The organism is Aliirhizobium cellulosilyticum (assembly GCF_014198105.1).
Lineage (GTDB): Bacteria > Pseudomonadota > Alphaproteobacteria > Rhizobiales > Rhizobiaceae > Neorhizobium > Neorhizobium cellulosilyticum.
Genome location: NZ_JACIGW010000001.1, coordinates 964,290 through 988,621 on the forward strand (window position 1 = coordinate 964,290; position 24,332 = coordinate 988,621).

Consider the following 24,332-nt stretch of genomic DNA (forward strand, 5'->3'; position numbering starts at 1 on the left):
CACCCCGTATTTCCCCACTATCCTTCCACCCAAATGTTTAAACTTCCCTGACACGTTCTCCCAAATATTTGCCGAAATGCATGAGTTGCGTGCCGTGACGAAAACAAAAAAGCCCGCCGAAGGGCGGGCTTTCTGTCTCAATCGAAGAATATCTATTATTCTTCGGAAGGAGCAGCAACTTCTTCTTCAGCAACACCAGCAGCCGGAGCTACGAGCGTGGCGATGGTGAAGTCGCGGTCGGTGATGACCGGGCGCACGCCCTTTGGCAGCTTGACGGCCGAGATGTGCATGCTGTCGCCGATCTTGGCACCGTCGAGGTCGACGGTGATGAATTCCGGGATGGCGTTGGCCGGGCAGTGGAACTCAACCGTGTGACGGACGATGTTCAGGACGCCGCCCTGCTTGATCGCGGACTTGTCTTCGTTGACGAAGTGAACCGGAACGTCGACGGTAACTTCGGTGTTGCCGGAGACGCGCAGGAAGTCGACGTGCATGGTGAAGTCACGCACCGGATCCAGCTGGTAGTCCTTCGGCAGGACGGTGTACTTCTTGCCATCGAGATCGATGGTTGCAATCGTCGTCATGAAGCCGCCGGCGTGAATACGCTTGGTGACCTCATTGGTGTTGAGGGCGATTGAAATCGGGGCCTGCTTGTCACCGTAGATGACAGCGGGAATAAAACCGTTGCGGCGAAGTTCGCGGGAGGACCCCTTACCTACCCGTTCGCGCGCCTCGGCCTTGAGCTCGTAAGATTCCTGGCTCATGGCATTTCCTTTCGAGGTTATTTGGAGAGTTCAGTCGATCAAAAATGGTCATTCTGAACCGGAAGGCGTAAAACGCACTTCATCCGCATTGCCTCCAAGGGTGTCTACGCGGACGCGCCCCTATAGTACAATGCCCCCTGTGACGCAAGGGTTTCGTGAATATGACAACGTGTTGTATTATTGTGGTCGCACAGCTACCTGTTGCGGGATATTTGCTCGCTGTTGATCCTAGGTAGGCCCCTCTTGCAAGATTGTTAAGTAAATTTCTTCTGGTTCAGCCGAAAACTGCAAACTGAGCCAGTAAGTATCGGATTTGTTAAATATACGACGTCGAAAAGCATCATCGATCTCAAGGAATGAAATTGATGTATGGCGTCGTCACTTGCCTGGTGCAGGAACACAATCTGAAGCTCGTGCTTGTGGCCGGCATGCTTTGCTTTCTGGCAAACCTTGCAACGGTGTCATTCATCGGTCGGGCACGGGAAACAAATCGTGCTGCGCGTATAACCTGGGCCGCGGTTGCTGCAGGAGCCGGAGGATTCGGCATATGGGCAACGCACTTTGTCGCAATGCTCGCCTATGATCCGGGGCATACTTTCCGCTTCGACTTTGCACTGACGCTGGTTTCACTGGGGCTGGCTTTCATGGCCACCTTTGCCGCGGCCGCCATCATTCTCATCATTCCGACGCGTTCCGCGGCTGCAGGGGCGGGTGTTGTGTTCGGTGCGGGAATTTCCTGCATGCACTTCACCGGGATGTCTGCCATCGAGTTTGCCGGCGCGATTGTCTGGGATCGTTCGCTGGTGGTTGCCGCGATTGCTGTGGCCATACTTATGGCGCCGATAGGCTTTGTCATTGCGCTATCGAGAGGCGCAAAGGCCGTCGTCCTGGCTGCGGGCATTTTGTCGCTGGCGATTGTATGCATGCACTTTATCGCCATGGGAGCGGCAACTTTCGTTCCTGATCTGTCCATGGCAATCGAAGTTGGCTCGATGTCAAAGCCGCTGATGTTATCGACGATCGTCGTCGTGTCCTTGTCGCTCATCGGGTCGGGGGCGACAGCCGCGATCGTTTCGAGCCGCGCCGCGCGATCGTCCAAGGCCAGCGAGAGGAACTTCCAGCTGCTCGTTCGTGGCGTGACCGATTATGCGATTTACATGCTGGATCCAGCAGGCATCGTGACGAACTGGAATGCCGGTGCCGAGCGTGCAAAGGGATACGCCGCAAAGGAAATTATTGGCCAGAGTTTCGCGCGTTTCTATTCGCGTGATGATCAGGCTGCGGGGATGCCCCAACTGGCCTTGTCAACGGCGCGCGAGAGCGGTCGTTTCGAAGCAGAAGGAAAGCGATACAGAAAAGACGGTACGTGGTTCTGGGCGCATATCGTAATCCAGCCGGTCCGTGATGAGGACGGCGTGCTGATCGGTTACGCCAAGATCACGCGCGATATAACCCGACAGAAACAAGACAGTGACCGCATCGCTCAGGTCACACAAAATCTGGATCTTGCGCTGGAAAACATGAGCCAGGGCATCTGCCTTTTCGACCGTCACGAAAGGCTGATACTTTGCAATGGACGTTATCGCGAGATGTTCAAGTTTCCGAAAGGCTTCGTTACGCCTGGGATCAGTTACTGGGACATCGTGCGCAAGGGTTATGAGATGTCCTACTTCGACCCGCAAGATGCTCTGACGCGTGCGCAAAAACACTACAATCGCTATATGTCTGCAGTGAGATCAGGGCAGCGTGGCATCGTGCACCGCACGGCCGGTGGACAGACATTTCGCATTGGACTGAACGTGCTCACCGACGGGGGCTGGGTTTCGACCTTCGAGGATATCAGTGAACAGGTTCGCTCCGAGGAGCAGATCGCCTTCATGGCTCGTCACGACAGCCTGACGCAACTTCCCAACAGAGCCGCTTTCATGAGCCATCTGGAAAGCGAGGTTCTGCATGCGGAGAGTTCCGGCCATCGGCTGGCGGTGATCGGTATCGATCTGAACAGGTTCAAGCAGATCAACGACCAGTTGGGACATGGCGTTGGCGATGCCGTGCTCAAGGAAATTTCCCGCCGCATGCTCAGGGTCATCGGGGCCAATCAGATCTTTGCTCGTTTCGGCGGCGACGAATTTGTGGCGGCCATGCGATATGACGAGATCGGCGAAGTCGGTGTGTTGCTGGATCGCATGATGAGCGAATTCAACCGCCCCATGGATGTCGAGGGACATCGCCTGAGCACCGGTGCGAGCATGGGCGTTGCACTCTATCCGAATGACGGACAGTTGCCGGAGGCGCTCATTGCCAACGCCGATCTTGCGATGTATCGCGCCAAAGGATCGCTATCCGGCCAAGTCTGCTTCTACGACGTGGAAATGGATGAGGCCGCCCGTGACCGCACCAAGATGGCGAAGGAGCTTTGGGTCGCCATCGAGGAGAAGCAGCTTTACCTGAATTATCAGGTCCAGAAGTCTGTTTCCACGGGAGAGATCACCGGTTACGAGGTGCTGCTGCGCTGGCGTCATCCGGAGCGAGGCCTCGTTTCTCCTGCAGATTTCATACCTGTTGCGGAGGAATGCGGCGCCATCCTGCCCATCGGTGAATGGGTGCTTCGCGAGGCTTGCCGTGAGGCGGCCGGCTGGCCCGTCGCACACAAGATTGCAGTCAATCTTTCGCCTGTGCAGATCGCACACACGGACATGCCGGCGCTCGTCCATCGGGTTCTGATCGAGACGGGATTGAAACCTGGCCGCCTGGAACTGGAGATTACCGAGAGTTCGATTTTCAGCGACAAGCAGCGGGCGCTGCATGCGCTGCGGGCAATCAAGGCGCTCGGTGTCTCCATCGCCATCGATGATTTCGGCACCGGCTATTCGTCATTGGAGACGCTTCAGTCCTTCCCGTTCGACAAGATCAAGCTCGACCGCAGCTTTCTGGCCGATGTCGAGAGAAGCGAGGAAGCGAAGGCAATGGTCCGGGCCATTCTGGCTCTGGGACAGGGATTGCGCATTCCGGTTCTTGCCGAAGGCGTCGAGACGTCGGTCCAGCTGGATATCCTCAGGCAGGAAGGTTGCCATGAGGCGCAGGGCTATCTTCTTGGGCGACCCATGCCGATCGACAAGCAAAACCTCACCGAGGCGGCCTGACCGTCTCGGGTGACGGACTGAGGCTTCGGCATCAGCGGCGGGCTTCGCCGCCCGGTGCGTAGACCGACTTTTGCTCGAAGCGGAACTTGAAGCCGCAATCGCTGCAGCGGATCATGTGCTTGCGCGGGTCGGTGGAGGCAAATTCGGTGCGAAAACCTTTAGGGAGCTCATCGACACGGAAATCCCGGTTGGCGGCGCGCTTGTCATCGATTTCGGAAACTTCGGCAAAACCGGTATTGCCGCACTGGGAACATTCGAGCTTTCGGGAATAGCGGTCGCGGGCGGCCATGCAGGACTCCTTGGATATACCGGACCTACATAGTCAACGTGTTTGCCGAATGCAAAACGCCGGGACGATTGCCCCGGCGTTTTGCTGCTGTCTTCCAGCGATTTTTATCAGCGGCGGCATTCGCCGGATGAAATGATCCCGAAGCCGGCGTTGTTTGCCTCGCAGGCATTGGGGAAAGTCTGGTTGCGGCCGCCGCGCTGGCCGCAGACGGGTCGGTATTCGCGGGTGCAGATGCCGCCGGGCTGAGGGCGGCCTGGATTGCCCGGCCTGTCCCAATCGGGACGGTCGGGTCTGCCGGGGCGATCCCAATCAGGCCTGTCAGGCCGGCCGGGGCGATCCCAGTCCGGACGATCCGGTCTGCCGGGGGCTCTGCATTCGCCGGAACCGACGACACGGAAGCCGCGCGCATTTGCCTGGCAGGAATTGCCGAAGGTTTCCAGTCGTCCGCCTCTTTCGCCGCAAACCGGGCGATAGTCCATGGTGCACATCTGCGGGCCGCGGTCGGGGCGGGGAGGTGGGTAATATCCTCCCGGGCCGGAGGGCGGGCCACCTTCGACGCAGGCCGAAAGAAGCGGTAGCAGTATAAGAAGCGGCAGCTTTGCCATATGGGTCGATATGAATGACATTCGTGATTCCTCCCCGTTGAATTGAAATCAATCTAAAACATCGGGCCGAAAATCGATATCGACTTTCGGCCCGAGTGAAATATTCGGATATTTACGTGTGACTGCTGGAAGCAATCAATCGAACAGGCTGGAAACGGAGGATTCCATTGCCGTGCGGTTAATCGCTTCGCCGAGAAGCTGCGCCGTCGAGATGACGCGAATGTTCGGGGCGGATTGAACTGCCGTCGTCGGCTGGATCGAGTCGGTGATGACCAGTTCCTTCAGCTTCGACGAGGAAATACGGGTGACTGCGCCGCCGGACAGAACGCCATGGGTGATATAGGCGGTGACGCTGGTGGCGCCGTTCTTCAGCAGGGCTTCAGCCGCATTGCAAAGCGTACCGCCGGAATCGACGATATCGTCGATCAGCAGACAGTCCTTGCCGGTCACGTCACCGATGACGTTCATGACTTCCGATTCACCGGCACGTTCACGACGCTTGTCGACGATGGCGAGCTGGCAATCGAGACGCTTGGCGAGCGAACGGGCACGCACCACGCCGCCGACGTCGGGCGAAACGACCATGACGTTGTTCAGGTCGTAGTTTTCCTTCACATCGCGCGCCAGGATCGGCACGGCGTAGAGGTTGTCCGTCGGAATATCAAAGAAACCCTGGATCTGGCCTGCATGCAGGTCGAGGGTCAGAACGCGGTCGGCGCCTGCCTCGGTGATCAGGTTGGCGACGAGCTTGGCCGAGATCGGTGTGCGCGGACCTGCCTTGCGATCCTGTCTTGCATAACCGAAATAGGGAAGCACCGCCGTGATGCGCCGTGCGGACGCTCGCCGGAACGCATCGATCATGATGAGCAATTCCATCAGGTGATCGTTGGTCGGGAACGACGTGGACTGGATGACGAAAACATCCTCGCCGCGCACGTTTTCCTGAATTTCTACGAAGATTTCCTGGTCTGCAAAACGCCTTACACTGGCTTTTCCGACTGGGACATTGAGATAGCTGCAGATCGCGTCGGCCAGATGCCGGTTCGAATTGCCTGCGAAAACCTTCATTTCGGTCCGCCTGTATTGAAGCTGGATGGGGGCCTTTTACCGCCGCTGCCCTTGAATGCAAGAGCGTTTTCCAAATGCACACGCAATTTTATGAATGAACTGTGACTTGAGGCCCTAAAAAGCCCTTTTCACAGTCGCGATGCCGTTTGCCGCCAGTCGAGATAACCCGATATGGTCTTGTCCGCAATCGACTGCATGACGGATGCCGGTATTGCCGCCCAGGGATCCGGTCCTCGTGCGGAAAGTGTTTCCTGCCCCTGCATCCGGTGTAGCCGCGCGCCGCCATTGTCGAGAACGTCCCAGACATAGACGACCGTCACCTTGCCATCATCGGAGAGGGTGGAGAAATAGCCCTTCAGGATGTGTTCGGTGTTGGTATCTGAAGAAGATTTAATGCGTACACCGCTTGTACGAGCGGCGACTGCAAGCTGGCGCGAGAGAGGTGTGACGGCTTCGACCGGAGCGCCGATGATTGGAAGGAAACGGATCGTTCCAGCGCTTTCAGCCGATGTCGATGGCAATTCCGCCTGATGTGCCGTGGAGGCGATCGGTGGGCTGCCGGAGGAAGGCGTCTCTATCTGGCCGTTGGCGACTTGGCCTTGCCATTCCGGCGGTGGGCCTGATGAGGAAGGCGAAATGGCCTCGCCGTCGTCCAGAGCTCGGGCCTGGCTATCCAAGGTATTGCCCTGTCTATGGGCATAGATATTCGAGGCAGGTGGAGCGGATTGAATCGGCGAGGCGTTATAGGTTCCGACCATTCGATCGGTATCGGCCTGGGTGACCGGGCTGGAGGTTCTCTCCGTTCCGCCACCGATATCGACCTGCGGCGTCAGGGCATCGGTCGTATTGCAGGCTGAAAGCGCGAGCGAGAAGGCAAGAGTTGCAGCGATATGCCATGATCCCGATCGCTGCACCCATTTACCTCTCTAATCCCCGCCTGCTTACGAGCTTAGAGGTGGGGTTTCGGATGTGTCAATTGCGGGAAATGGTGCAGTCAGCAGACGATCAGGTCGAGGCCTCTTCGTGATAGCGGTTCCGGCGCACCTTCGGTCGTCAGATAGGTGTGACCGAGCGTCATTGCCGTGCCGCTGTCGGAATCCATGATGATCATGTGGACAAAGAGTGTCATGTCGGGAAGTATTTCCTGCTGGTTGCCGACATGGAACATCTGCTGCTCCATCCAAGACGGCGAGAAGCGGGCACCGAGCGAGTAACCGCAGGCGTTCAGCCGGTGGCGGGAAAGGCCGCGTTCATCAAGGATGCGGGCATGGGTGTCGAAGACATCGCCGAAGGTGTGGCCGGGGCGAAGCACTTCCTCGATCGCCTGGATGGTTTCCAGGCAGGCCTTGTAGAGCTCGCGGTGGCGGAGCGACGGCTCGCCGATCACGACCGTACGCATCATGGCTGCATGATAATGCGCGGAGGCACCGGCCCATTCGAGCGTCAGCTGGTCATTGGCTTCGAGCTTGCGCCGGCCGGCCTTGTACCTGCACAGAAGCGCATCCTCGCCGGAGCCGATGATGAATTCGTTGGCCGGATAATCGCCGCCACCGGAAAATACCGCGCCCTGCATTGCGGCCAGAATGTCTGCCTCATCTCCGCCGGCCTTGATCAAGGGAAGGGCCGCATCCAACGCATCGTCTGCCAGTTCGGCTGCATGCCTTGCATAGGCGATTTCGGCCGGGCTTTTGATCAGGCGCAGGCCGCCGACGAGATAGGAGGCGTCGATCAATTGACCGAACGTGGAAAGCTGGTTGTCTATGAGGCGGGCGACGCGGCCGGTCATGCCATGCGTATCGTATTCAATGCCGATTTTTGCTCCGAGCAGATCCATGTCGCTCAGGAGGTTCTTCAGGTCGAGCGTAGGGTCGGCATTCACCCGATCGACCCAGATGGAAATATTCTCGATGATCGAAGTCTGGCGTGCCTGACGCAGATCTGCCGACCGTGTCAGCAGCGTCATGGACCCGTCCGCCTTGACGATCAGCGTTTGGAAAAAGCAATAGCCGAACGTGTCATAGCCGGTGAGCCAGTACATGCTTTCCTGAGCGAAGAGCAGCACTGCATCGAGCTTCTGCTCCTGCATCTCGGCGAGAAGCCGGTTCAGGCGGGCGGAATATTCGTCGCGTTCGAAGTGCAAGGCCATATCAATCCTCCCGGATCGTGATCGCTGAAATCTGGCGGCCGTAGTCCGGCTCTTTTGCGTGAGTAGTGCGTCGATAGGAAAAGAAACGCTCGGCGTCCGGATAGGTGTCCAGGTTCAGGTTTTCTGCCTTTACGCCTGCATCGGTGAGACGCTTGATGGTCATTGACGGAAGGTCGAACATCGCATGGTGCTGCTTCACCGAGGGGGAAAAGAAGATTTCGTAGGAAGGGTTGGCAGATTTGAAATTGGAAACGAACTCTGGTCCCACCTCGTAGCTCTTTGGTCCGATCGATGGGCCGAGAACAGCGGTAATGCGGCCGCGATCCGCGCCGAGCGAGACCATGGCTTCGATGGTGTTTTCGAGCACGCCGTGGAGCGCACCTTTCCATCCCGCATGGGCGGCACCGATCACGCCGGCTTCAGCATCTGCAAACAGGATCGGGCCGCAGTCGGCCGACAATACGCCAAGCACGATGCCCGGAAGATTGGTCACCATCGCATCGGCCTTGGGCCTTTCGCTCGCTGCCGATTGCTCGTCGACGATCACGACATCGGGAGAGTGGACCTGATGAACAGTCGCCAGCCGCTCCAGCGGCAGGTCGAACCATGCTGCAACACGGGCACGATTCTCAATGACCCTGTCGCGGTCGTCATCGGAGCCTATCCCGACATTCAGGCCTGCATAGATGCCTTCGGAAACGCCGCCCTTGCGGGTGAAAAAGCCGTGCCGGATGCGTGAGCCTGCCCGTTCGCGTAGCAATTCGCTTTCGATCGGCAGCGGCAGGTCGTTATTCGGCATAAGCGTCCATCCTGTTGATTTTACGAGATAATGCACGCGAATGCGGCTGTTTGCGCCGGCGAGAGTGGCGCAGAAGACGCCAATCTGTCAATGCGGTTCGGCTAAAGCGCGTTTGCGCGCCAGGCCTTGATGATCAGTCAACCGGGCGGAACGGCATGAGTTTCAGGGCCGGGCTCGAAACGGCGATGACCTTGAAGAGTTCGCCCATCTTTCCCGCACCTTCTCCCGCCAGGCGATCGACCGCGGCGCCGATGAGGCGTTGCTCGGGGGGATCCTTATCGCGGGCAAGAGCCGTGGCGCGTTCGGCAAGGCCGAGGCCGTAGAGAAATTCGCCCTGACGCAGACCCCCATTAAGATGAACGCCGCTTGCGAGAGCCACCTTGGCAAGGTCTTCGAAATCAACATGGCTGGTGAGATCCGCTTCGCCGGGATGGGCGAATGGCGGGTCGAACTCGTGGTTCATCACGGCCTGCAGTGTATCGCCGAAGCCGGTGACCATGTGGCCGTAATCGATAATCAAGGCGGTGCCGCCGTGTTGCCCAAGGCGCTCGCAGAGGGTCTGCATGACAGCCTGGCGGGCAGGGGCGACTTCGAAGATCGTACCGTCCGGAACCGCGCCGGTATGAGACGGAAGAAGTACCGGATCGACTGTCGCGACACCGGCCGCGAATGCGAGCTCATCATTGATATCCAGGCCGATCAGCCGCTCGCGGAAACCGGTCGGCGTCTTGATGAACTGGCGGATCGGGATGGCGTCGAACAGCTCGTTTGCGGCGATCAGGCAGAAACCTTCCGGGACATCCTCGAAACTGTCGTGCCAGTTGATCATCGTTGAATAGGCTTCGAGCGTCACTCGCTGGACGCCACGTAGGCGCTCGCTGGTTTCCACCAGATGCACGGTCATCCGCTCGAACAGGGCGGGCGAGATCCGTTTGATGACGCGCAGCATGTCGGCCATCATCGTGCCGCGGCCGGGGCCGATCTCGACGAGGCGGACATTTTCTGGCGTGCCGTGCTGCTGCCAGGCATGGACCATGAAGATGCCGACCATCTCGCCGAACAGTTGGCTGATTTCCGGCGCGGTGATGAAATCGCCGTGACGGCCGAAGGGTTCGCGGGTGCGGTAATAACCGTATTCAGGATCGGCGAGGCAAAGCGCGAAATAATCCGTAACGGTGATGGGACCGTTTGTCCGGATCAGATTCTTGATCTTTTCGGCCAGGGGAGTGGTGTTGGAGGTGCTCATGGCAGACTCGATCCCTCATGCCTTGGCGGTACGGGCCGCAACCAGCGCCCGAAGAGCAGCCCAAAGACCAATCAGCACCATCGGGGATGAAAGGACCATGCCCATGGTCAGCCAGTTCGTGCCAAGAAGATAACCCAGCTGCGCGTCCGGTTCGCGGAAAAACTCGACGAAAATGCGCGACAAACCGTAACCCATAACAAAGATGCCTGCGATAAGGCCCGGCTTCTTGAAAGCCTTGATGCCGAAGATCAGAGAGGCAAGCAGGAGGAGAAGGAGAATTCCTTCCAGTGCGGCTTCATAAAGCTGGCTCGGATGCCGGGCAAACGGGCCGCCGGTGGGAAAAACAATCGCCCAAGGTGCCGAACTCAATCGCCCCCAGAGTTCGCCATTGATGAAATTAGCGATACGACCGAAAAGCAGGCCAATCGGTACGACGGCAGCGATGATGTCAAACATGCTCCAGACGGGGATCACGTTCTTGCGAGCAAACAGGATCATCGCAACGATCGCGCCCATCAGGCCGCCATGGAAGGACATGCCGCCATTCCAGATCTGGATAATGCGGATCGGGTTTTCCAGCATGACAGGCAGGTCGTAGAACAAGACATAACCGGTGCGGCCACCGACCACGATACCTACGGCAATCCAGACGAGGAAGTCGTCCAGATGCGTCTTTGTCATTGGTGCGGCATCGCCTTTCCACAGCGTCGGCCGGTCGATCAGCTTGCGGGCATAAAGCCAGCCGATCATGATGCCGGCGACATAGGCAAGGCCATACCAGTGAACGGCAAGAGGCCCGATGGCAAATGCTACCGGATCGATATCTGGAAACGGCAGAATGGCGAGAAAATTCAAGGCTTCGTACAATGTTTGTTCCCGGTTTGACCGACCTTGGCGGACCATGGCCTTACCAAAAGTGGCGGTCAAGCCGGAATCGTGCAACCGGTTACCACAGTAGTGGATGGAGCTTGCAAGAGACCGCCGCTGGCCCTACTTTCTTGTCATGGACTTAATGATATGCCGGGGCATTTCCGCCGGCTTCAAGGAGATGACGACATGTCGACCGGGACCAATCGTATTTTCGACGACTTCGCAAAGATCATGACCGACGCAGCGGGCGCTGCCCAGGGTGTTCGCAAGGAGATGGAAACTGCCTTTCATGCGCAGGCCGATCGTTTCCTCAACAGCATGGACGTGGTCAAGCGCGAGGAATTCGAGGCAGTGCGCGAGATGGCTGCTCGCGCTCGCGACGAGAATGACGCGCTGAAGGCCCGTATCGAAGCGCTCGAGGCTAAGCTGGCTTCCCAGCAAGGCTGATTGCAGAGCTGCCCGTCTTCCAGAATCGTTTCGGCCTCTCATGTCCGCATGGGAGGCCGATTCGTATCTGTCATTAACTTTTCCGTGCCGAGTCGGGACGATGTCCCCTCGTGGTGAGGTGTGAATGTCCTCAAAAAACTCCCCCCTGTGGACACTTCCGAAAAAGCTAAGCGACAGAGTCAGTTACCCATCTCCGCTGATCTCCGATACGAACCAACCGAGTGCGTAACCCACCGAAATAATGGGGGGAGGGGGTAGAAGCTAGAAGTGGTCTAGCTACACTGATTTTAAATGATGATTCGAAACGGACTGGTAAGCTCCAGGCAGGGTTACAGCGTTAATCTGGCGGCGCCGTAAGATCATCGGGAGTGTTGTTTCCGGTTAATTGTTTCGCGTGTTGGCGTATCTCGCAACGTCGCATTCATTCCGGTCGAAAAGGTGCCGCATGAGCCTGATGGAATTGGAAATTGAACGTCAATCGAATCCGGTCGACATGATCGAATTCGTCGCTGCGTCCAACGACTGGACGTTTGAACGCTCCGGCGAAGACGAAATCGCCATGACCGTGGAAGGCCGCTGGACCGACTACCACGTGTCATTTTCCTGGATGGAGGATTTCGAGGCGCTGCATCTGGCCTGTGCCTTCGATCTCAAGATCCCCGATACGCGCATGAACGAGATCCTCCGCCTGCTGTCGCATGTGAACGGCCAGACGCTGATGGGCCATTTCGATCTGTGGCGTCAGGAGGATGTGATCATTTTCCGTCAGTCGCTGCTTCTGGCCGGCGGTGCTGAACCAACCAATCAGCAGGTGGAAGTGTTGCTTTCCAGCGCGCTGGATGCCTGTGAGAGCTATTATCAGGCATTCCAGTTCGTCGTCTGGTCGGGCATGGAAGCCAAGGCTGCCATGGATGCGGTTCTTTTCGAAACCGTCGGCGAGTGCTGAAAATGGTAGCTGGCAGCGGATCGATCGTGCTCGTCGGCGCCGGCAATATGGGCGGCGCCATGCTGTCCGGCTGGCTGGACAAGGGCGTTGCAGGCAACCGGATCACAGTCGTCGATCCGTCTCCTTCGGAGAAAATGCAGGCGAAAATTTCGGCAGCAGGCGCAAAACATGCGACATCGCTGCCCGAAGGCATGATCGCCGACATCCTTTTCCTGGCGGTCAAGCCACAGATGATGGATACGGTTCTGCCGCCCTTGAAAACAACCGTCGGCGGCAAGACGGTTATCGTTTCCGTCGCGGCAGGCAAGACACTCAACTATCTTCAAAGCCATCTCGGTGATGCCGCCATGGTCCGTGCAATGCCGAATACCCCGGCGATGATCGGCCGCGGCGTGACTGGCGCTTTCGCCAATCAGCGTGTCAGTGATCAGCAGCGTCAGGCTGTCGATGAATTGCTCAGGGTCAGCGGACCCGTTGAATGGGTCGCAACCGAAGCCGACATCGACGCCGTGACGGCGGTGTCGGGCAGTGGGCCTGCATATGTATTCTATCTCGTCGAGTGCATGGCAGAGGCGGGTCGCAAGTTGGGCCTGCCGGCGGACCTCGCCATGCGGCTTGCGCGGGAGACCGTCTCGGGGGCTGGTGAGTTGTTGAACCAGTCCCCGGAGGACGCGTCTCAGCTTCGCAAGAACGTCACGTCGCCGGGTGGCACGACGGCTGCAGCACTTTCCGTGCTGATGGCGGATGACGGTATACAGCCGATCTTCGACAAGGCGATTGCCGCCGCACGCACACGGGCCGAAGAACTGGGCAGCTGAGCAGATAAGGTAGCAGGCATGGCAGACGAGATTACATACGGGGATTTCGAAAAGGTCGATATCCGGGTTGGAACCATCGTCGAGGCCGAACCCTTTCCGGAAGCTCGCAAGCCTGCTTACAAGCTCAAGATCGATTTCGGTCCCGAGATTGGTGTGAAGAAATCATCTGCGCAGATCACCGTGCACTACACGGTGGATCAGCTAATCGGTCGTCAGGTTCTCGGTGTCGTGAATTTTCCGCCGCGCCAGATTGGTCCGGTTCGTTCCGAAGTGCTCACCCTGGGCTTCGAAGACGATAATGGGGCGATCGTGCTTGCCTCGGTTACGCAGGGTGTTCCGAACGGGCGCAAGATGATGTGAGCTGGCGACGGAAGCTCCGCTAATTCACATTTCGTTTTCATGTAAATTGCGGCGCCTCATTATGTTTCCGTGCGTGCTGCAAGACGCCGCATCTGAAAACCTGTCTTAGATTGCTCAAATCCAGCAGCGAGATAGAAGTCCAAAATCTCGCGCCGTTTCGAGCCAGTCATCAGCATCACCTTATAACAATTGGCCTTCCATGCTGCGTCCGCGGCATGTTGGAGGATCTGTTTGCCAAAACCTCGATTTCGAAAACCGCGGTGTGTGACGACATTCTCGATCAGGCCATATGATCGACCGCCTCGCGCGAGGTTGGGGATAACGACAAGCGTGCATGATGTCGCCAATACGCCGTCTGCCAAACCAATAACAATCATGCTGCCCGCATAGGCTTGAAACCGTTCAAAGACGTCATGCGCCAATTCGAGGTGGGGCCTATCATCCCCTTCGGCCAGATGTTGATACAGTTCGATCAGGGCAGGTAGATCGCTCTGATCTGCTTGCCTGATGTCCAGGACCGTCTCATCCAAATCGTTCACGCCGGTATCCGCACGATCGCCCGCAAGCCGCCGCTCGGGCTTTCTCCCAGTGTGACGTTGCCGCCGTGCGCGCGGGCGATGTCGCGGGCGATGGCAAGGCCGAGGCCGGTGCCGGAACTGTCCAGATTCCGAGCCTCATCTAGCCGGTAGAAGGGTTTGAAAACCTCCTCGCGTGATTCCGCCGGTATGCCTGGGCCGTCATCGTCCAAAGTCAGGGTAAGCCACTTGGCGCTATGCTTTGCGTGAATGTGCAGCGTTTTGGCATAACGCTCGGCGTTGGATACCAGATTGCCTGTAAGTCGGGTAAAGGCATTCGGCCTAACCGCGATTTCATCCTCGCCGTCGATTTCGTACGTCAGCTTGCGGCCGCGCAACTCAAAGTCATTTCGGAAACGCTCCAGCAATTCGCTGAGATTTAGCGTACCAAAGTCTTCCTCTGCCTCGCCCTTGGCGAAGGCCAGGTAGCCTTCCAGCATGGACTGCATGTCGTTGACGTCTTCGGTCATGCCGGAGAGTTCCGGTTTGTCGCCGGCAAGCGCCAGTTGCAGCTTGAACCGGGTGAGGATGGTGCGCAGGTCGTGGCTGATGCCGGCGAGCATGGCGGTGCGCTGTTCCATCTGCCGTTCGATGCGCTCGCGCATCTGGATGAAGGCGAGGCCGGCGCGGCGAACCTCGTCTGCGCCACGGGGTGAAAAGCCTTCCGTCTTCTGGCCCTTGCCGAAGCTTTCGGCTGCATTGGCGAGTGAAAGAATGGGGCGGATCTGGCCGCGCAGAAACAGAATGGAGATCAGGACAAGGACTAGCGCAATGCTGACCATCCAGACCAGGAAGATGTGGGTGTTGGAGGCGTAGGTAGACCCACGGCGAACAAAAACCCTGAGTACGCGCTGATCAAGTTTGATGCGGATCTCGACGAGTTTGCTGTCGCCGACCGTATCTAGCCAGAACGGCATCTTGATCTGTTGGGTGATCTGGTCGGTCAATATGCCATCCAGTATCGAAAAGAAGGGCCGTGGCCGGGGCGGCGGCAATTGCCCGTTCTCCTCCACAGCGATCGTCAGGTCCAGTGTCTGGTCTGCTATCCGCGTGATTTCATTGTAGTTGCTGTCTTGCGGATAGCTGCGAATGACCTCGATAATGGCCGCAATATCACGGACGGTGCCATCCGAAAGGCGCTCGGTGACCATGCGCCAGTGCCGTTCCATGAAAACGGCTGCGACCGCGGTCTGCAGTAACAACATGGGCAGGATAACGATCAGCAGCGAGCGGGTATAAAGCCCCGTCGGCAGCCAACGTCGCAGCCAGCGCGTTAGTGGACGCCAGCCCGGAATGCTGAGCGCTGCCGCGTTCTGTCTCAGCGTGTCGAAAAACGCCATTGCTTCTCCATTGCCGACCGTTCCAGGTCGACTAGTCGATGCTCAGCCTGTAGCCGATGCCTCTAACCGTCTGAAGATAGACCGGATTGGCCGGATCGTCTTCTATCTTCCGCCTGAGGCGATTTATCTGCACGTCGATCGTTCGCTCCCCGACATCGGAATCATCACCGATCAGTTCATGGCGCGGGATGGTATCTCCAGCGCGCATGGCAAACATGAGCATGATTTCCTGTTCCCGGTCCGTCAGTCGAATGGTTTCAGCCGCTCGACGCAGTTCCTTGCGGGATATGGAGAAAGTGAACGGTCCGAAGATCACCTGCTCGATCTTGGGTGTCTCGGACGCGCTGCGGCGCAGAATATTGTTGATGCGCAGAACCAGTTCGCGCGGGTCGAAAGGTTTTGCCAGATAGTCATCGGCACCGGCTTCCAGCCCTTCGATGCGGGCATCCGCCTCGACGCGCGCCGTCAGCAGGATAACCGGGATCGTCTTCTTTTCGTAAAGTGACTTCGTCAGAGACAAACCGGATTCACCCGGCATCATGACATCCAGAATGATCAGGTCGAAATGCAGACCTTCCAGCTTGCGCCGCGCTTCCGCCGCATCGCCTGCGATGGTAACGCGAAAGCCCTGTTCCGCAAGATAACGGTTGAGCAGGTCGCGGATGCGCTTGTCGTCATCGACGATCAGCAGGTGAGGTGCATCATCTGTCGGCGGTGTTCTCGTCATAAGGGCATCCTACACATCATCGGCGGGCGGCAGGCTTTCGTCGCGGCCTCGCATTTTCTTCAGGAATTCCTTCACTGCCTCGCGATTGCCCGGCGTCAGGTCTTCCATGGCATGGGCGATGCGCAATGATTGCGGCTCCGATAGGGCAAGCGACAATTCCCGGCCGGCCAAGGTGGGGTAGAGCCGCCGCTCGCGCCTGTCCTTCGCTCCCGCCATCTGGCGAATGTAACCGGAATCGATGAGGTGCTTCAGGACGCGCGAGAGACTTTGCTTGGTAATCTGCAGCGTTTCCAGAAGGTCGCTTACCATCAAGCCGGGATGGCGGCTGACGAAATATACGACGCGGTGATGCGCCCGACCCATGCCTATCCTTGCCAGAATGGCATCCGGATCGGAAATGAAATCGCGATAGGCGAAAAAGAACAATTCGATAGTCTCGAAGTCGATCCGGCTTTCATCGACTGCCGGCATTGGCAGCTGGTCTTTCCTGACGGGTTTGGCCGCCATTGATCGAGACACGTTCAGTTCCTTTCTACGGTGCGGCGTGGAATGCCGCGCCACATACCCCTGCGATTGTAATGCGTCGTGCTCGATAAAGCGCGATCGGCTTGAACAATCAACAGAATTTGTGTGATTTCGACCGAGATACTCTGCGAACGGCGTCGATCCTATCAGCTTCGGTTTACACGGAGCGATGGAACCTTATGGCGTGCCCCTCATTAAAACAGCCAGAGACCTTGGAGAGTTTTAATGCAGACATATTCAGCCTTGCCGCCGATCACGATCGACAGACCCCAGCCGCATCCGCTACGGGCTGTGTTCGTAACGGTGATTGCCCTAAAGCTCGTGGTATGCGCTTTTCTTCTGGCCAACGCATCGCTCGCTCCTCCGGTAGCGGCTGACACACGCTACATGGTTGCTGCCGACGAGTGAATTTCTGGCTGCTTTCTGTTGCTGCAGGCGATATATCCGGCAAGGCGTAATCAAGCCAAGGTCGGAGATCATGGGAAAACTTCAAGCCGGGATCATTCCCGTCACTCCGTTTCAGCAGAACTGTACAGTCTTCTTCGACGATGAGACCCGCGAAGGCGTGGTGGTGGATCCCGGCGGCGACGTATCGCTGATAGAGCAGACGGTGCGTGAGAATGGGTTGTCGATCAAAGAGATATGGATCACCCACGGACATATCGATCACGCTGGCGGAGCAGACGAACTTCGCGAAATCCTGAATGTGGAGGTCATCGGACCACACGTGGACGATCTGCCTTTACTCGAAAGGCTGGAGACGCAGGCTCAGTCTTTTGGTGTCAGGATGGAGGCGCGTAATCTTGTTCCGGACCGCTGGCTGTCCGAGGGAGATATTGTGTCTTTTGGCGAGCATGTTTTCGAAATCTATCATTGCCCTGGACATGCGCCCGGGCACGTCATCTTCTTCAACCGCGCACAGCGCTTCGCGCATCTGGGGGACGTGCTTTTCAATGGCTCGGTAGGACGGACGGATCTGCCGGGGGGCGATCATCAGACCCTTCTCAATTCGATCAGGGAAAAAGTCCTGCCGCTTGGCGACGATGTCGGTTTCCTGTGTGGTCACGGTCCAGGGGGACGTATTGGCGAAGAGCGCAGAAACAATCCCTATCTGCAGGATATGTATTCGATCTAGGAATAGGGGCCGCGCGCCACATTCTACAATCTTCGAATGCGCGAGATCACGTCGAGATTACTGCGTTTTACAAGGAGTGTGAGGCGCAGGATCTAAATCTATGGCATAAAAAAACCCGGCAAGACTGCCGGGCTCCAACTTGGGTCAAAGCCTCACAGGCTTAGCCGTCGATCTGCAGGTTAACGGCCTTAGGGCCTTTCCCGCGGCGATCCGGCTCCGTGTCGAAGCTTACTTTCTGATTTTCGGAAAGACCGGACAGGCCAGACGCCTGGACGGCAGAAATGTGGACGAAGATATCGGCGCCGCCATTATCTGGCTTGATGAAGCCGAAGCCCTTGTCGGTATTGAAGAATTTTACAGTGCCAGTTTCGGCCATGCAGCAGGTCCTTTTCTTTCTGTCCGTGTTCAGCGGCGGACAGCACAACACTATTGCCCCCAAAGGGGGCGGCGGCAGGCAGTTTTAAGAAAGGGTCCCTGTGTTACCGCGGAGAATGGCAGGAATAGATTTTTTCAAATTGCCCCCAAGTTCCCCGCCCGAAGTTTTGGCGACTTCGGATCGCATTATTATAGGTCTTCCCATGCTCGTAAATTGCCCGAACGGGGGCAGATTGCTGTGTTTATAGGGAATTGGCAAGAAAAAGTTTTGCGAAACTGCGCCGTGAAGTTGAAAAGGCATTGCCTCGGAAGCCGTTGGAACGTAGGCGTTTTTGACTGGTGGACAGCTTCGGCGCTATGAAATCCATCCAACCATCATTGATTGTATTCAACAATGTGCGGGTTTGGCACAGTGAGTGGATTGCGACTGGTGGATCCATCTTGCCCGATGGAAGTGTCTCGACACCGTTTGCTGATCGGTTACCCGCTCATAAATTGGCCGCATTTTGGGATGTGCAATTCCCTTTCTTCCGGTTTTGCACGGGCAACAATAGGTTGCGCCTGTGGGTCACCCGGCATTAACCACCACGATGGTGGCCTGATTGAGTGTTCACGGAGTTTGATAGGTCGTATTCAAGCTTTCCGCTTGAAAGAGCGGGCCTCATTCGACATACAACTTCGGGCGATTTTTTTGACCTTCGCCGCGTTGCAACAGCTCTCAGGACCTCGATTATGGCCTTTCTTGCCGATGCCCTCTCCCGTGTAAAGCCGTCCGCCACCATCGCCGTTTCTCAGAAAGCGCGCGAGCTGAAAGCGAAAGGCCGGGACGTAATCGGTCTTGGAGCCGGCGAGCCGGATTTTGACACGCCTGACAACGTCAAGCAGGCGGCGATCGACGCGATCAACCGCGGCGAGACGAAGTACACGCCGGTTTCTGGTATTCCGGAACTGCGCAAGGCCATTGCCGCGAAGTTCAAGCGTGAAAACGGCCTCGACTACGATTGGCAGCAGACGATCGTCGGTACCGGCGGCAAGCAGATTCTTTTCAATGCCTTCATGGCAACACTTAATCCGGGTGATGAAGTTGTCATCCCGGCTCCCTACTGGGTTTCCTATCCTGAAATGGTGGCGCTGTGCGGCGGTACGCCGGTTGCCATTTCGACAAGCCAAGAAAACGATTTCAAGCTCACGGCTGAAGAGCTGGAAAGCGCCATCACCCCGAAGACGAAGTGGTTCATCTTCAACTCGCCGTCCAACCCGACAGGCGCTGCCTACAGCGCGGCCGAGCTTAAGGCTTTGACCGACGTGCTGCTCAAGCATCCGCATGTCTGGATCCTGACCGACGACATGTACGAGCATCTCACCTTCGGTGACTTCAAATTTGCGACGCCGGTGGAAGTCGAGCCCAAGCTGTATGATCGCACGCTGACTATGAATGGTGTGTCGAAGGCTTATGCAATGACCGGTTGGCGTATCGGTTATGCAGCCGGCCCGCTGCCGTTGATCAAGGCCATGGACATGATCCAGGGCCAGCAGACCTCGGGTGCATCGTCGATTGCCCAGTGGGCGGCCGTCGAGGCGCTGAATGGCCCGCAGGACTTCGTCGCCAAGAACAAGGCGATCTTTGAAGGCCGCCGCGATCTCGTCGTGTCGATGCTGAACCAGGCCACCGGCATTGTTTGCCCGAAGCCGGAAGGTGCCTTCTACGTTTATCCGTCCTGCGCCGGCCTGATCGGCAAGACCGCGCCTTCGGGCAAGGTTATCGAGACCGACGAGGATTTCGTTTCCGAACTTCTGGAATCGGAAGGCGTTGCCGTCGTTCACGGTTCGGCCTTCGGCCTTGGTCCCAACTTCCGCATTTCCTATGCGACTTCGGAAGAGCTTCTGGAAGAAGCCTGCAAGCGCATCCAGCGCTTCTGCGCTGCCTGCCGGTAAGCTTTGGTCATTTTAACGAATACAAAAAAGCCCGCCGGAAACGGCGGGCTTTTTTGCGTTTGCGATCTGCGGCGGCTTCAGAAGCGACGGCTGAGCGAAATCTTGAAATTACGGCCAGGCATGGCGGTAATGCCATCGTTTAGATAAGGCTCGTATTTCTTGTCAAAGATATTCTCGATCGCCGCGTGCAGCTCGGTATCTTTCATGAAACCTTGCTTCGGCGTCCAGTCAAGGAAGATGCCATGCACCGCATAGCCGGGGCTTTCGGGCCGGGCGTAGGTGGAACCCATGAATTGCCGGATAGGTGTCTTGTCCTGCGCCTTCACAAAGGTGCCGGTCCAGCCAAAGGACAGGTCGTGATCGGGCATTTTAATGCCGAATGTAAGGTCGGCCGTAGTCGGGGCCAGATCGTTTACATAGGTCCTTGGTCCGCGAATGTCGTTGACGGCGCCATGCCGAGTACCTGTCATCATCGAGAAGCCGAGATCCGCGAACATCCAGTCGGTGTCATAGTGTGCCTGGATCTCAAGGCCGGTCGTGTAATAGGCGGGCACGTTCCAGTACCAGTCCACCCCATCGGCACCCATGCCTGACAGATTTCGGCTGCCGAAACGCCGCGCTACCGGATTGGTCACGTGGTTGTTGAAGACGGCGACCCGCGTGGAGAGCGTATCTCCGGATGTGATCACGTCATCAAAGTTGAAATCGACGCCAAGATTGATTGTGTTGTTTCGTTCAGCCTGCAGTTCCCGGCTGGTTGCCGGTGCTGAGCTGAGTGCGCTCTGGTTGGAATATAGTTCGTCGATGTTGGGCGCGCGCATGGCATAAGCCCAATCGGCGAACAAGCGTATATTCGGCGTCGCAGTCCAAGCCAGGCTTACAGCCGGAGTGAAGCCATGATGATCGACTGCCGAAAAATCGTGGCCGGCTGCCGAATTGTTGTAACGCGGAGCAGCGTTAGGAACGCCTTCCGAGCGCACCCAGTCGAAGCGCAATCCTGGGGTCAGGGTCAGGCTATCGCTCAGGTTGATCGTATCGCGGATAAAAGCGGAAGCGGTGTCCTGCGTGCCTTCTGGCATGAAATAGGGGGCGTAATGCCCGTAATTATAGTCTGGTTTTGTGCTGTTGGCGATGTCGAACATGGAGATATCACGCTTGTGAGCGTTGTATTGCAGGCCATAGTTGATGCTGTGCTGCATTCCGCCCAGAGTGAGATCCGAGGTGTTTTCCAGTTCCAGATGAATGTCGGAGTAAGCTGCATCGTTTTCCAGTCCGCCAACGGAAGCAGATGGACTTTGATCGCCCGGGCGGGTCGCGTGCTGGCGCGTTGAGGAGTAGCTCGCAATGAAATGAGGATTCCAGAGTGCGCTGTCACCGGTATACTTATAGTCGAAAGTTGTGGTCAGATCCTTGAGTTCACGCCAGGCCAGCCGGCGCCTAACCGCTTCCTGATAACCGTATTTTTTGATGTCGCTTGCATTGACTTCGAGTTGTCCGCGGATTGCAGCGACCGGTCCCCAGTTGTTGCTCTCACCATAGAGCAGCGATGTCTTGATCTCGTGGCCGTCGAACTCCGCGCCGAATTTGCCCATGCCTGAGGCGAGCTTCTCATCGGAGAACAGATAACGCTCGCCCCCGCCGATCCGCATGTCATCGCCCTTGCGCCACGTCAGAGAGAGGATGCCGTCATAGGTAACCGGGGTTCCGAAATCCGAGCGACCGTAGAGTGCGCCGGTTTCCAGGAACTGCCTGTTGGCCGTCTGGTAGGCGGTCTTGCCGTAGAAACCCCAGGTCTGGCCGGGCTTCAGCATATCGGCCGCATCCTTGCTTTCCATTCGAATGGTGCCGCCGAAGCCGCCATTGCCGTAACGCACAGATGTGGCGCCCTTGTCTATCTCGACGCGATTCAGCAGTTCAGGTTCGACGAAGATCGTGCCCTGATCGTATTTTTCGAAATTTTTCGGAGCACCGTCGAGCAGGACGCGTGTATCGGTCTGGCGGGAGAAGCCACGGATGGAGATGGTCTGCCCCTGAAGCCGCACGCCGCCGCCCATGGAGACGCCTGGCGTGTGTTTTATGAGTTCGGGAATGCTGGCAGCCTGTATTCTCGCCATCGATGCCTGGTCGATCACTGATTTGCTCGGGTCCCCGTCGCCATAATAGCGGCTGCCGGTGAGAATGATCGGCTCCAGAGCCGTCTGTTCGCCAGATGTTGCATCCGCTCCGCCTGCCTTACTCAAAGTCACCATTGACGTGCCAGAGTAGCGATATGAGATGCCGGTGCCGACCAGGAGGCGAGATAGCGCCGCCTCCACGGTCAAGTTTCCAGAAATGCTCGCTGTCGAGACGCCCTGTGTTACCGAAGCGTCGAAAGCGATCTGTAGCCCCGCCTGTGCCGCGAGAGCATTGAGTGCTCTGGTCAATGTACCGGCAGGAATATCAATTGAAACGGTGGCGACTTGCTGGGCGCGTGTCGCCTCGACCGTCGAAAATAGTGCGGCACCGCTCAAAAGTACGGCAAGTAGCCGGCGCTGTCTGTGCATGCTGCTGTGTGTCGTCGAATGTGTCATAGGCCCCCGGACCTGTCCGTTGAAATGTACTTCTGCGCGGTTGACGGGCGGGGACGCGCTTTTGGGACAGGGCCAAGAAAAAAATTACCGTCGCAGGACCGCGAGGTAGGGACCGAGCCGGGTAATCCGGATGCCGATCGCGTTTGCAAAGGCGTCAAGGGCCGCATCGGGATGCGCCAGATCAAGGCTTCCCGAAATCCTTCTGTCGGCGAGATCGGACTGCGCGATCACTATCCTGCCTGGAATGTAGCGATCGATCTGCTCCACCACCAAAGACAGCGGGGTGTTGTCAAAAACGATCCTGCCCTGCCTCCAGGCGGTCGCGGTGTCCATATCTGCCGCCTCTGCGACTTGAAGACGGCCATCGGGATCGTAGGAAATCTGCTCACCTTCGTGGAGCCGATGCGCCCGATCGCCGTTTTCGGAGGCGACCATGACGGCGTGCTCGGTGACGACCACCATTGTTTCCCGCTTCGTGAGGTTGATATCGAAGGCAGTGCCGAGTGCGGTTATCGTGCCTTTGCCCGCTTTCACAACGAAAGGGCGCGTCTGATCTGCTGCGACCTCGAAAAAGGCTTCGCCGCGCAAGAGGGTTATCCTGCGCTCGTTTGGCAGGAGATGGATGGCTATTGCGGATTCGGCATTCATCTCGACCTTGGAGCCGTCCGCCAGAGTTACGATTTGTTTCTGGCCCGTGCCTGTCATGACATCTGCGCGCAAGCGCATCGGCCCATCAGCCAAGGTGAAAGCTATAGACCCAGCTATAACCAAAAGCAGACCCGCTACGACATTGCGTGGGCGCAACAGCGGTTTGTGGGCTGCGTTTCGAGTGAAGTCCAGATCATTGCTCAGAAGATGGCTGGCATCGCCCATGGCGCGGCGCGCGCGGTCAAAAATCTGGCCTCTGGCTGGATCCTCATTCAGCCAATGTTGAAATCGCTCCTGCAGCGCTGCATCATCCGGATCCTCCTGAAGCCGCAACATCCAGTCGACCGCCTGTGCGCGCAGTTTCTTCTCGTTTGCCTTTGTGTCTGCCATGCTCAAAGCGTATCTTCCAGCCGATCCAGGCAATGGAGATAGGCCTTTCGCAGGTGGCGGTCGACCATGTTGCGGCTGATTTTCATGCGCTCGGCAATCTCGTCGGCCGAGAGCTTGCCGACACGGCTTGCGATGAAGACGCGTCGCCGCTGCAACGACATTTCCATGATCGCCGCTTTCAATATGCCCAGCCGATGTTCAAGATCCATCGCATGGTCTGGCGAGGCGATTGATGCGCCGACGGCCAGAGCCTCCTGCTCGGTTCCTGAGAACAGGCAGGCTTCGAAGCGTTCCCGCCGAAATCGGTCGATGCCGAGATTGATGCAGGCGCGTATCAGGAAGGCTTTCAGCGACGCCTTGTTTTCGAGAGCGGCGTCCTTCTGGCGCAGACGAATGTAAAGGTCGTGGACGATCTCCTGTATGTTTGCAGGATTGTGGCTTCGCCGTCGCACGCTTCCGCAAAGCTCGTCGTAATAAGCAAGAATAGCCCGATCCAGCAGCGGGTTTTCACCGGCCGAAGAGGCATGTTCGCTAGCAGAGGAGGCGCGAAAATGCGCTGTCATGAGAAACTCGGATACGAAGGCCGAAGGGTGAGCACCGTCTCTTAGATG

At 57.5% G+C, this 24,332-nt stretch carries 25 protein-coding genes; 8 read left to right on the plus strand and 17 right to left on the minus strand.

Features of this window, described 5'->3' with window-relative positions; genetic code table 11:
- Window positions 1–155 precede the first annotated feature (155 nt).
- Window positions 156–764 carry a 50S ribosomal protein L25/general stress protein Ctc gene (locus GGE33_RS04525; RefSeq protein ID WP_148147501.1) on the minus strand — a complete coding sequence of 203 codons (609 nt, stop codon included), beginning with the start codon at window positions 762–764 and terminating at the stop codon, window positions 156–158.
- 365 nt (window positions 765–1,129) lie between these two features.
- On the opposite strand from GGE33_RS04525, the gene GGE33_RS04530 reads away from it, so the two are divergent.
- Window positions 1,130–3,907, plus strand: a complete 2,778-nt coding sequence (locus tag GGE33_RS04530) for a bifunctional diguanylate cyclase/phosphodiesterase (RefSeq protein ID WP_183821398.1) — start codon at window positions 1,130–1,132, stop codon at window positions 3,905–3,907.
- A gap of 31 nt (window positions 3,908–3,938) precedes the next feature.
- Here the strand turns inward: GGE33_RS04530 and GGE33_RS04535 are convergent, their stop codons facing one another.
- From GGE33_RS04535 to lgt, 8 genes are all read right to left on the minus strand, one after another.
- Window positions 3,939–4,196, minus strand: coding sequence for a hypothetical protein (locus GGE33_RS04535; protein WP_183821399.1), 258 nt, complete (start codon window positions 4,194–4,196; stop codon window positions 3,939–3,941).
- 107 nt (window positions 4,197–4,303) lie between these two features.
- Window positions 4,304–4,822 (minus strand): Kazal-type serine protease inhibitor family protein, encoded by a 519-nt coding sequence (locus GGE33_RS04540; RefSeq protein ID WP_183821400.1) that lies wholly within the window; start codon window positions 4,820–4,822, stop codon window positions 4,304–4,306.
- A 114-nt stretch (window positions 4,823–4,936) separates the two neighbouring features.
- The gene (locus GGE33_RS04545; protein WP_148147504.1) at window positions 4,937–5,869 is read right to left on the minus strand and encodes a ribose-phosphate pyrophosphokinase; all 933 of its coding nucleotides are present in this window, start codon (window positions 5,867–5,869) and stop codon (window positions 4,937–4,939) included.
- 128 nt (window positions 5,870–5,997) lie between these two features.
- Window positions 5,998–6,783: a hypothetical protein gene (locus GGE33_RS04550; RefSeq protein WP_343062209.1), complete on the minus strand. Its 786-nt coding sequence runs from the start codon at window positions 6,781–6,783 to the stop codon at window positions 5,998–6,000.
- Between the two features lie 80 nt (window positions 6,784–6,863).
- Window positions 6,864–8,015, minus strand: a complete 1,152-nt coding sequence (locus GGE33_RS04555) for a M24 family metallopeptidase (protein ID WP_148147506.1) — start codon at window positions 8,013–8,015, stop codon at window positions 6,864–6,866.
- Window position 8,016: 1 nt separating this feature from the next.
- Window positions 8,017–8,814 carry a peptidoglycan editing factor PgeF gene (gene pgeF / locus GGE33_RS04560; RefSeq protein WP_148147507.1) on the minus strand — a complete coding sequence of 266 codons (798 nt, stop codon included), beginning with the start codon at window positions 8,812–8,814 and terminating at the stop codon, window positions 8,017–8,019.
- 133 nt (window positions 8,815–8,947) lie between these two features.
- Window positions 8,948–10,060: a class I SAM-dependent methyltransferase gene (locus GGE33_RS04565; RefSeq protein WP_183821401.1), complete on the minus strand. Its 1,113-nt coding sequence runs from the start codon at window positions 10,058–10,060 to the stop codon at window positions 8,948–8,950.
- A 15-nt stretch (window positions 10,061–10,075) separates the two neighbouring features.
- Window positions 10,076–10,927: a prolipoprotein diacylglyceryl transferase gene (lgt, locus tag GGE33_RS04570; RefSeq protein WP_183821402.1), complete on the minus strand. Its 852-nt coding sequence runs from the start codon at window positions 10,925–10,927 to the stop codon at window positions 10,076–10,078.
- 189 nt (window positions 10,928–11,116) lie between these two features.
- On the opposite strand from lgt, the gene GGE33_RS04575 reads away from it, so the two are divergent.
- The 4 genes from GGE33_RS04575 (at window position 11,117) to GGE33_RS04590 (ending at window position 13,501) form a co-directional block, all read left to right on the plus strand.
- Window positions 11,117–11,377, plus strand: coding sequence for an accessory factor UbiK family protein (locus GGE33_RS04575; protein WP_183821403.1), 261 nt, complete (start codon window positions 11,117–11,119; stop codon window positions 11,375–11,377).
- Window positions 11,378–11,822: 445 nt separating this feature from the next.
- On the plus strand, window positions 11,823–12,323 hold the full coding sequence (locus GGE33_RS04580; protein ID WP_112456667.1) for a type III secretion system chaperone family protein: 501 nt from the start codon (window positions 11,823–11,825) through the stop codon (window positions 12,321–12,323).
- Between the two features lie 2 nt (window positions 12,324–12,325).
- Window positions 12,326–13,141: a pyrroline-5-carboxylate reductase gene (proC, locus tag GGE33_RS04585; protein ID WP_183821404.1), complete on the plus strand. Its 816-nt coding sequence runs from the start codon at window positions 12,326–12,328 to the stop codon at window positions 13,139–13,141.
- A gap of 18 nt (window positions 13,142–13,159) precedes the next feature.
- Entirely contained in the window at window positions 13,160–13,501 is a 342-nt protein-coding gene (locus tag GGE33_RS04590) for a tRNA-binding protein (RefSeq protein WP_183821405.1), read from the plus strand.
- 59 nt (window positions 13,502–13,560) lie between these two features.
- Here the strand turns inward: GGE33_RS04590 and GGE33_RS04595 are convergent, their stop codons facing one another.
- The 4 genes from GGE33_RS04595 to GGE33_RS04610 are packed head-to-tail and all read right to left on the minus strand — an operon-like array spanning window position 13,561 to window position 16,614.
- Complete coding sequence (locus GGE33_RS04595) at window positions 13,561–14,040, minus strand: GNAT family N-acetyltransferase (protein WP_343062210.1); 480 nt, start codon at window positions 14,038–14,040, stop codon at window positions 13,561–13,563.
- Complete coding sequence (locus tag GGE33_RS04600; protein WP_148147512.1) at window positions 14,037–15,416, minus strand: ATP-binding protein; 1,380 nt, start codon at window positions 15,414–15,416, stop codon at window positions 14,037–14,039. Before GGE33_RS04600 ends, GGE33_RS04595 begins: the two co-directional genes overlap by 4 nt.
- A 31-nt stretch (window positions 15,417–15,447) precedes the next feature.
- Entirely contained in the window at window positions 15,448–16,143 is a 696-nt protein-coding gene (locus GGE33_RS04605; RefSeq protein WP_148147513.1) for a response regulator, read from the minus strand.
- A 9-nt stretch (window positions 16,144–16,152) separates the two neighbouring features.
- On the minus strand, window positions 16,153–16,614 hold the full coding sequence (locus GGE33_RS04610; protein ID WP_183685845.1) for a MarR family transcriptional regulator: 462 nt from the start codon (window positions 16,612–16,614) through the stop codon (window positions 16,153–16,155).
- 279 nt (window positions 16,615–16,893) lie between these two features.
- Here GGE33_RS04610 and GGE33_RS04615 point away from each other — a divergent pair, with 279 nt between their 5' ends.
- Window positions 16,894–17,076, plus strand: coding sequence for a hypothetical protein (locus GGE33_RS04615; RefSeq protein ID WP_148147514.1), 183 nt, complete (start codon window positions 16,894–16,896; stop codon window positions 17,074–17,076).
- A 70-nt stretch (window positions 17,077–17,146) separates the two neighbouring features.
- Window positions 17,147–17,803, plus strand: coding sequence for an MBL fold metallo-hydrolase (locus GGE33_RS04620; RefSeq protein ID WP_183821406.1), 657 nt, complete (start codon window positions 17,147–17,149; stop codon window positions 17,801–17,803).
- A gap of 160 nt (window positions 17,804–17,963) precedes the next feature.
- Here the strand turns inward: GGE33_RS04620 and GGE33_RS04625 are convergent, their stop codons facing one another.
- Window positions 17,964–18,179, minus strand: coding sequence for a cold-shock protein (locus GGE33_RS04625; protein ID WP_112456660.1), 216 nt, complete (start codon window positions 18,177–18,179; stop codon window positions 17,964–17,966).
- A gap of 731 nt (window positions 18,180–18,910) precedes the next feature.
- On the opposite strand from GGE33_RS04625, the gene GGE33_RS04630 reads away from it, so the two are divergent.
- Complete coding sequence (locus GGE33_RS04630; protein ID WP_148147516.1) at window positions 18,911–20,113, plus strand: pyridoxal phosphate-dependent aminotransferase; 1,203 nt, start codon at window positions 18,911–18,913, stop codon at window positions 20,111–20,113.
- 77 nt (window positions 20,114–20,190) lie between these two features.
- Here GGE33_RS04630 and GGE33_RS04635 read toward each other — a convergent pair whose 3' ends face one another.
- The 3 genes from GGE33_RS04635 to GGE33_RS04645 form a co-directional block, all read right to left on the minus strand.
- A complete protein-coding gene (locus GGE33_RS04635; RefSeq protein WP_183821407.1) occupies window positions 20,191–22,656 on the minus strand; it encodes a TonB-dependent receptor in 2,466 nt (821 codons plus the stop codon).
- Between the two features lie 111 nt (window positions 22,657–22,767).
- Complete coding sequence (locus GGE33_RS04640) at window positions 22,768–23,721, minus strand: FecR family protein (protein ID WP_183821408.1); 954 nt, start codon at window positions 23,719–23,721, stop codon at window positions 22,768–22,770.
- Window positions 23,722–23,723: 2 nt separating this feature from the next.
- A complete protein-coding gene (locus GGE33_RS04645) occupies window positions 23,724–24,284 on the minus strand; it encodes an RNA polymerase sigma factor (RefSeq protein ID WP_183821409.1) in 561 nt (186 codons plus the stop codon).
- Window positions 24,285–24,332 lie beyond the last annotated feature (48 nt).

Coding starts and splice junctions, on each gene's coding strand:
- GGE33_RS04645 (WP_183821409.1), bottom strand. CDS start 24,284: ATGACAGCGCATTTTCGCGCCTCCTCTGCTAGCGAACATGCCTCTTCG.
- GGE33_RS04525 (WP_148147501.1), bottom strand. CDS start 764: ATGAGCCAGGAATCTTACGAGCTCAAGGCCGAGGCGCGCGAACGGGTA.
- GGE33_RS04625 (WP_112456660.1), bottom strand. CDS start 18,179: ATGGCCGAAACTGGCACTGTAAAATTCTTCAATACCGACAAGGGCTTC.
- GGE33_RS04530 (WP_183821398.1), top strand. CDS start 1,130: ATGTATGGCGTCGTCACTTGCCTGGTGCAGGAACACAATCTGAAGCTC.
- GGE33_RS04565 (WP_183821401.1), bottom strand. CDS start 10,060: ATGAGCACCTCCAACACCACTCCCCTGGCCGAAAAGATCAAGAATCTG.
- GGE33_RS04620 (WP_183821406.1), top strand. CDS start 17,147: ATGGGAAAACTTCAAGCCGGGATCATTCCCGTCACTCCGTTTCAGCAG.
- GGE33_RS04590 (WP_183821405.1), top strand. CDS start 13,160: ATGGCAGACGAGATTACATACGGGGATTTCGAAAAGGTCGATATCCGG.
- proC (WP_183821404.1), top strand. CDS start 12,326: ATGGTAGCTGGCAGCGGATCGATCGTGCTCGTCGGCGCCGGCAATATG.
- pgeF (WP_148147507.1), bottom strand. CDS start 8,814: ATGCCGAATAACGACCTGCCGCTGCCGATCGAAAGCGAATTGCTACGC.
- GGE33_RS04635 (WP_183821407.1), bottom strand. CDS start 22,656: ATGCACAGACAGCGCCGGCTACTTGCCGTACTTTTGAGCGGTGCCGCA.
- GGE33_RS04630 (WP_148147516.1), top strand. CDS start 18,911: ATGGCCTTTCTTGCCGATGCCCTCTCCCGTGTAAAGCCGTCCGCCACC.
- GGE33_RS04615 (WP_148147514.1), top strand. CDS start 16,894: ATGCAGACATATTCAGCCTTGCCGCCGATCACGATCGACAGACCCCAG.
- GGE33_RS04580 (WP_112456667.1), top strand. CDS start 11,823: ATGAGCCTGATGGAATTGGAAATTGAACGTCAATCGAATCCGGTCGAC.
- GGE33_RS04600 (WP_148147512.1), bottom strand. CDS start 15,416: ATGGCGTTTTTCGACACGCTGAGACAGAACGCGGCAGCGCTCAGCATT.
- GGE33_RS04575 (WP_183821403.1), top strand. CDS start 11,117: ATGTCGACCGGGACCAATCGTATTTTCGACGACTTCGCAAAGATCATG.
- GGE33_RS04610 (WP_183685845.1), bottom strand. CDS start 16,614: ATGCCGGCAGTCGATGAAAGCCGGATCGACTTCGAGACTATCGAATTG.
- GGE33_RS04605 (WP_148147513.1), bottom strand. CDS start 16,143: ATGACGAGAACACCGCCGACAGATGATGCACCTCACCTGCTGATCGTC.
- GGE33_RS04555 (WP_148147506.1), bottom strand. CDS start 8,015: ATGGCCTTGCACTTCGAACGCGACGAATATTCCGCCCGCCTGAACCGG.
- GGE33_RS04535 (WP_183821399.1), bottom strand. CDS start 4,196: ATGGCCGCCCGCGACCGCTATTCCCGAAAGCTCGAATGTTCCCAGTGC.
- GGE33_RS04540 (WP_183821400.1), bottom strand. CDS start 4,822: ATGTCATTCATATCGACCCATATGGCAAAGCTGCCGCTTCTTATACTG.
- GGE33_RS04640 (WP_183821408.1), bottom strand. CDS start 23,721: ATGGCAGACACAAAGGCAAACGAGAAGAAACTGCGCGCACAGGCGGTC.
- GGE33_RS04545 (WP_148147504.1), bottom strand. CDS start 5,869: ATGAAGGTTTTCGCAGGCAATTCGAACCGGCATCTGGCCGACGCGATC.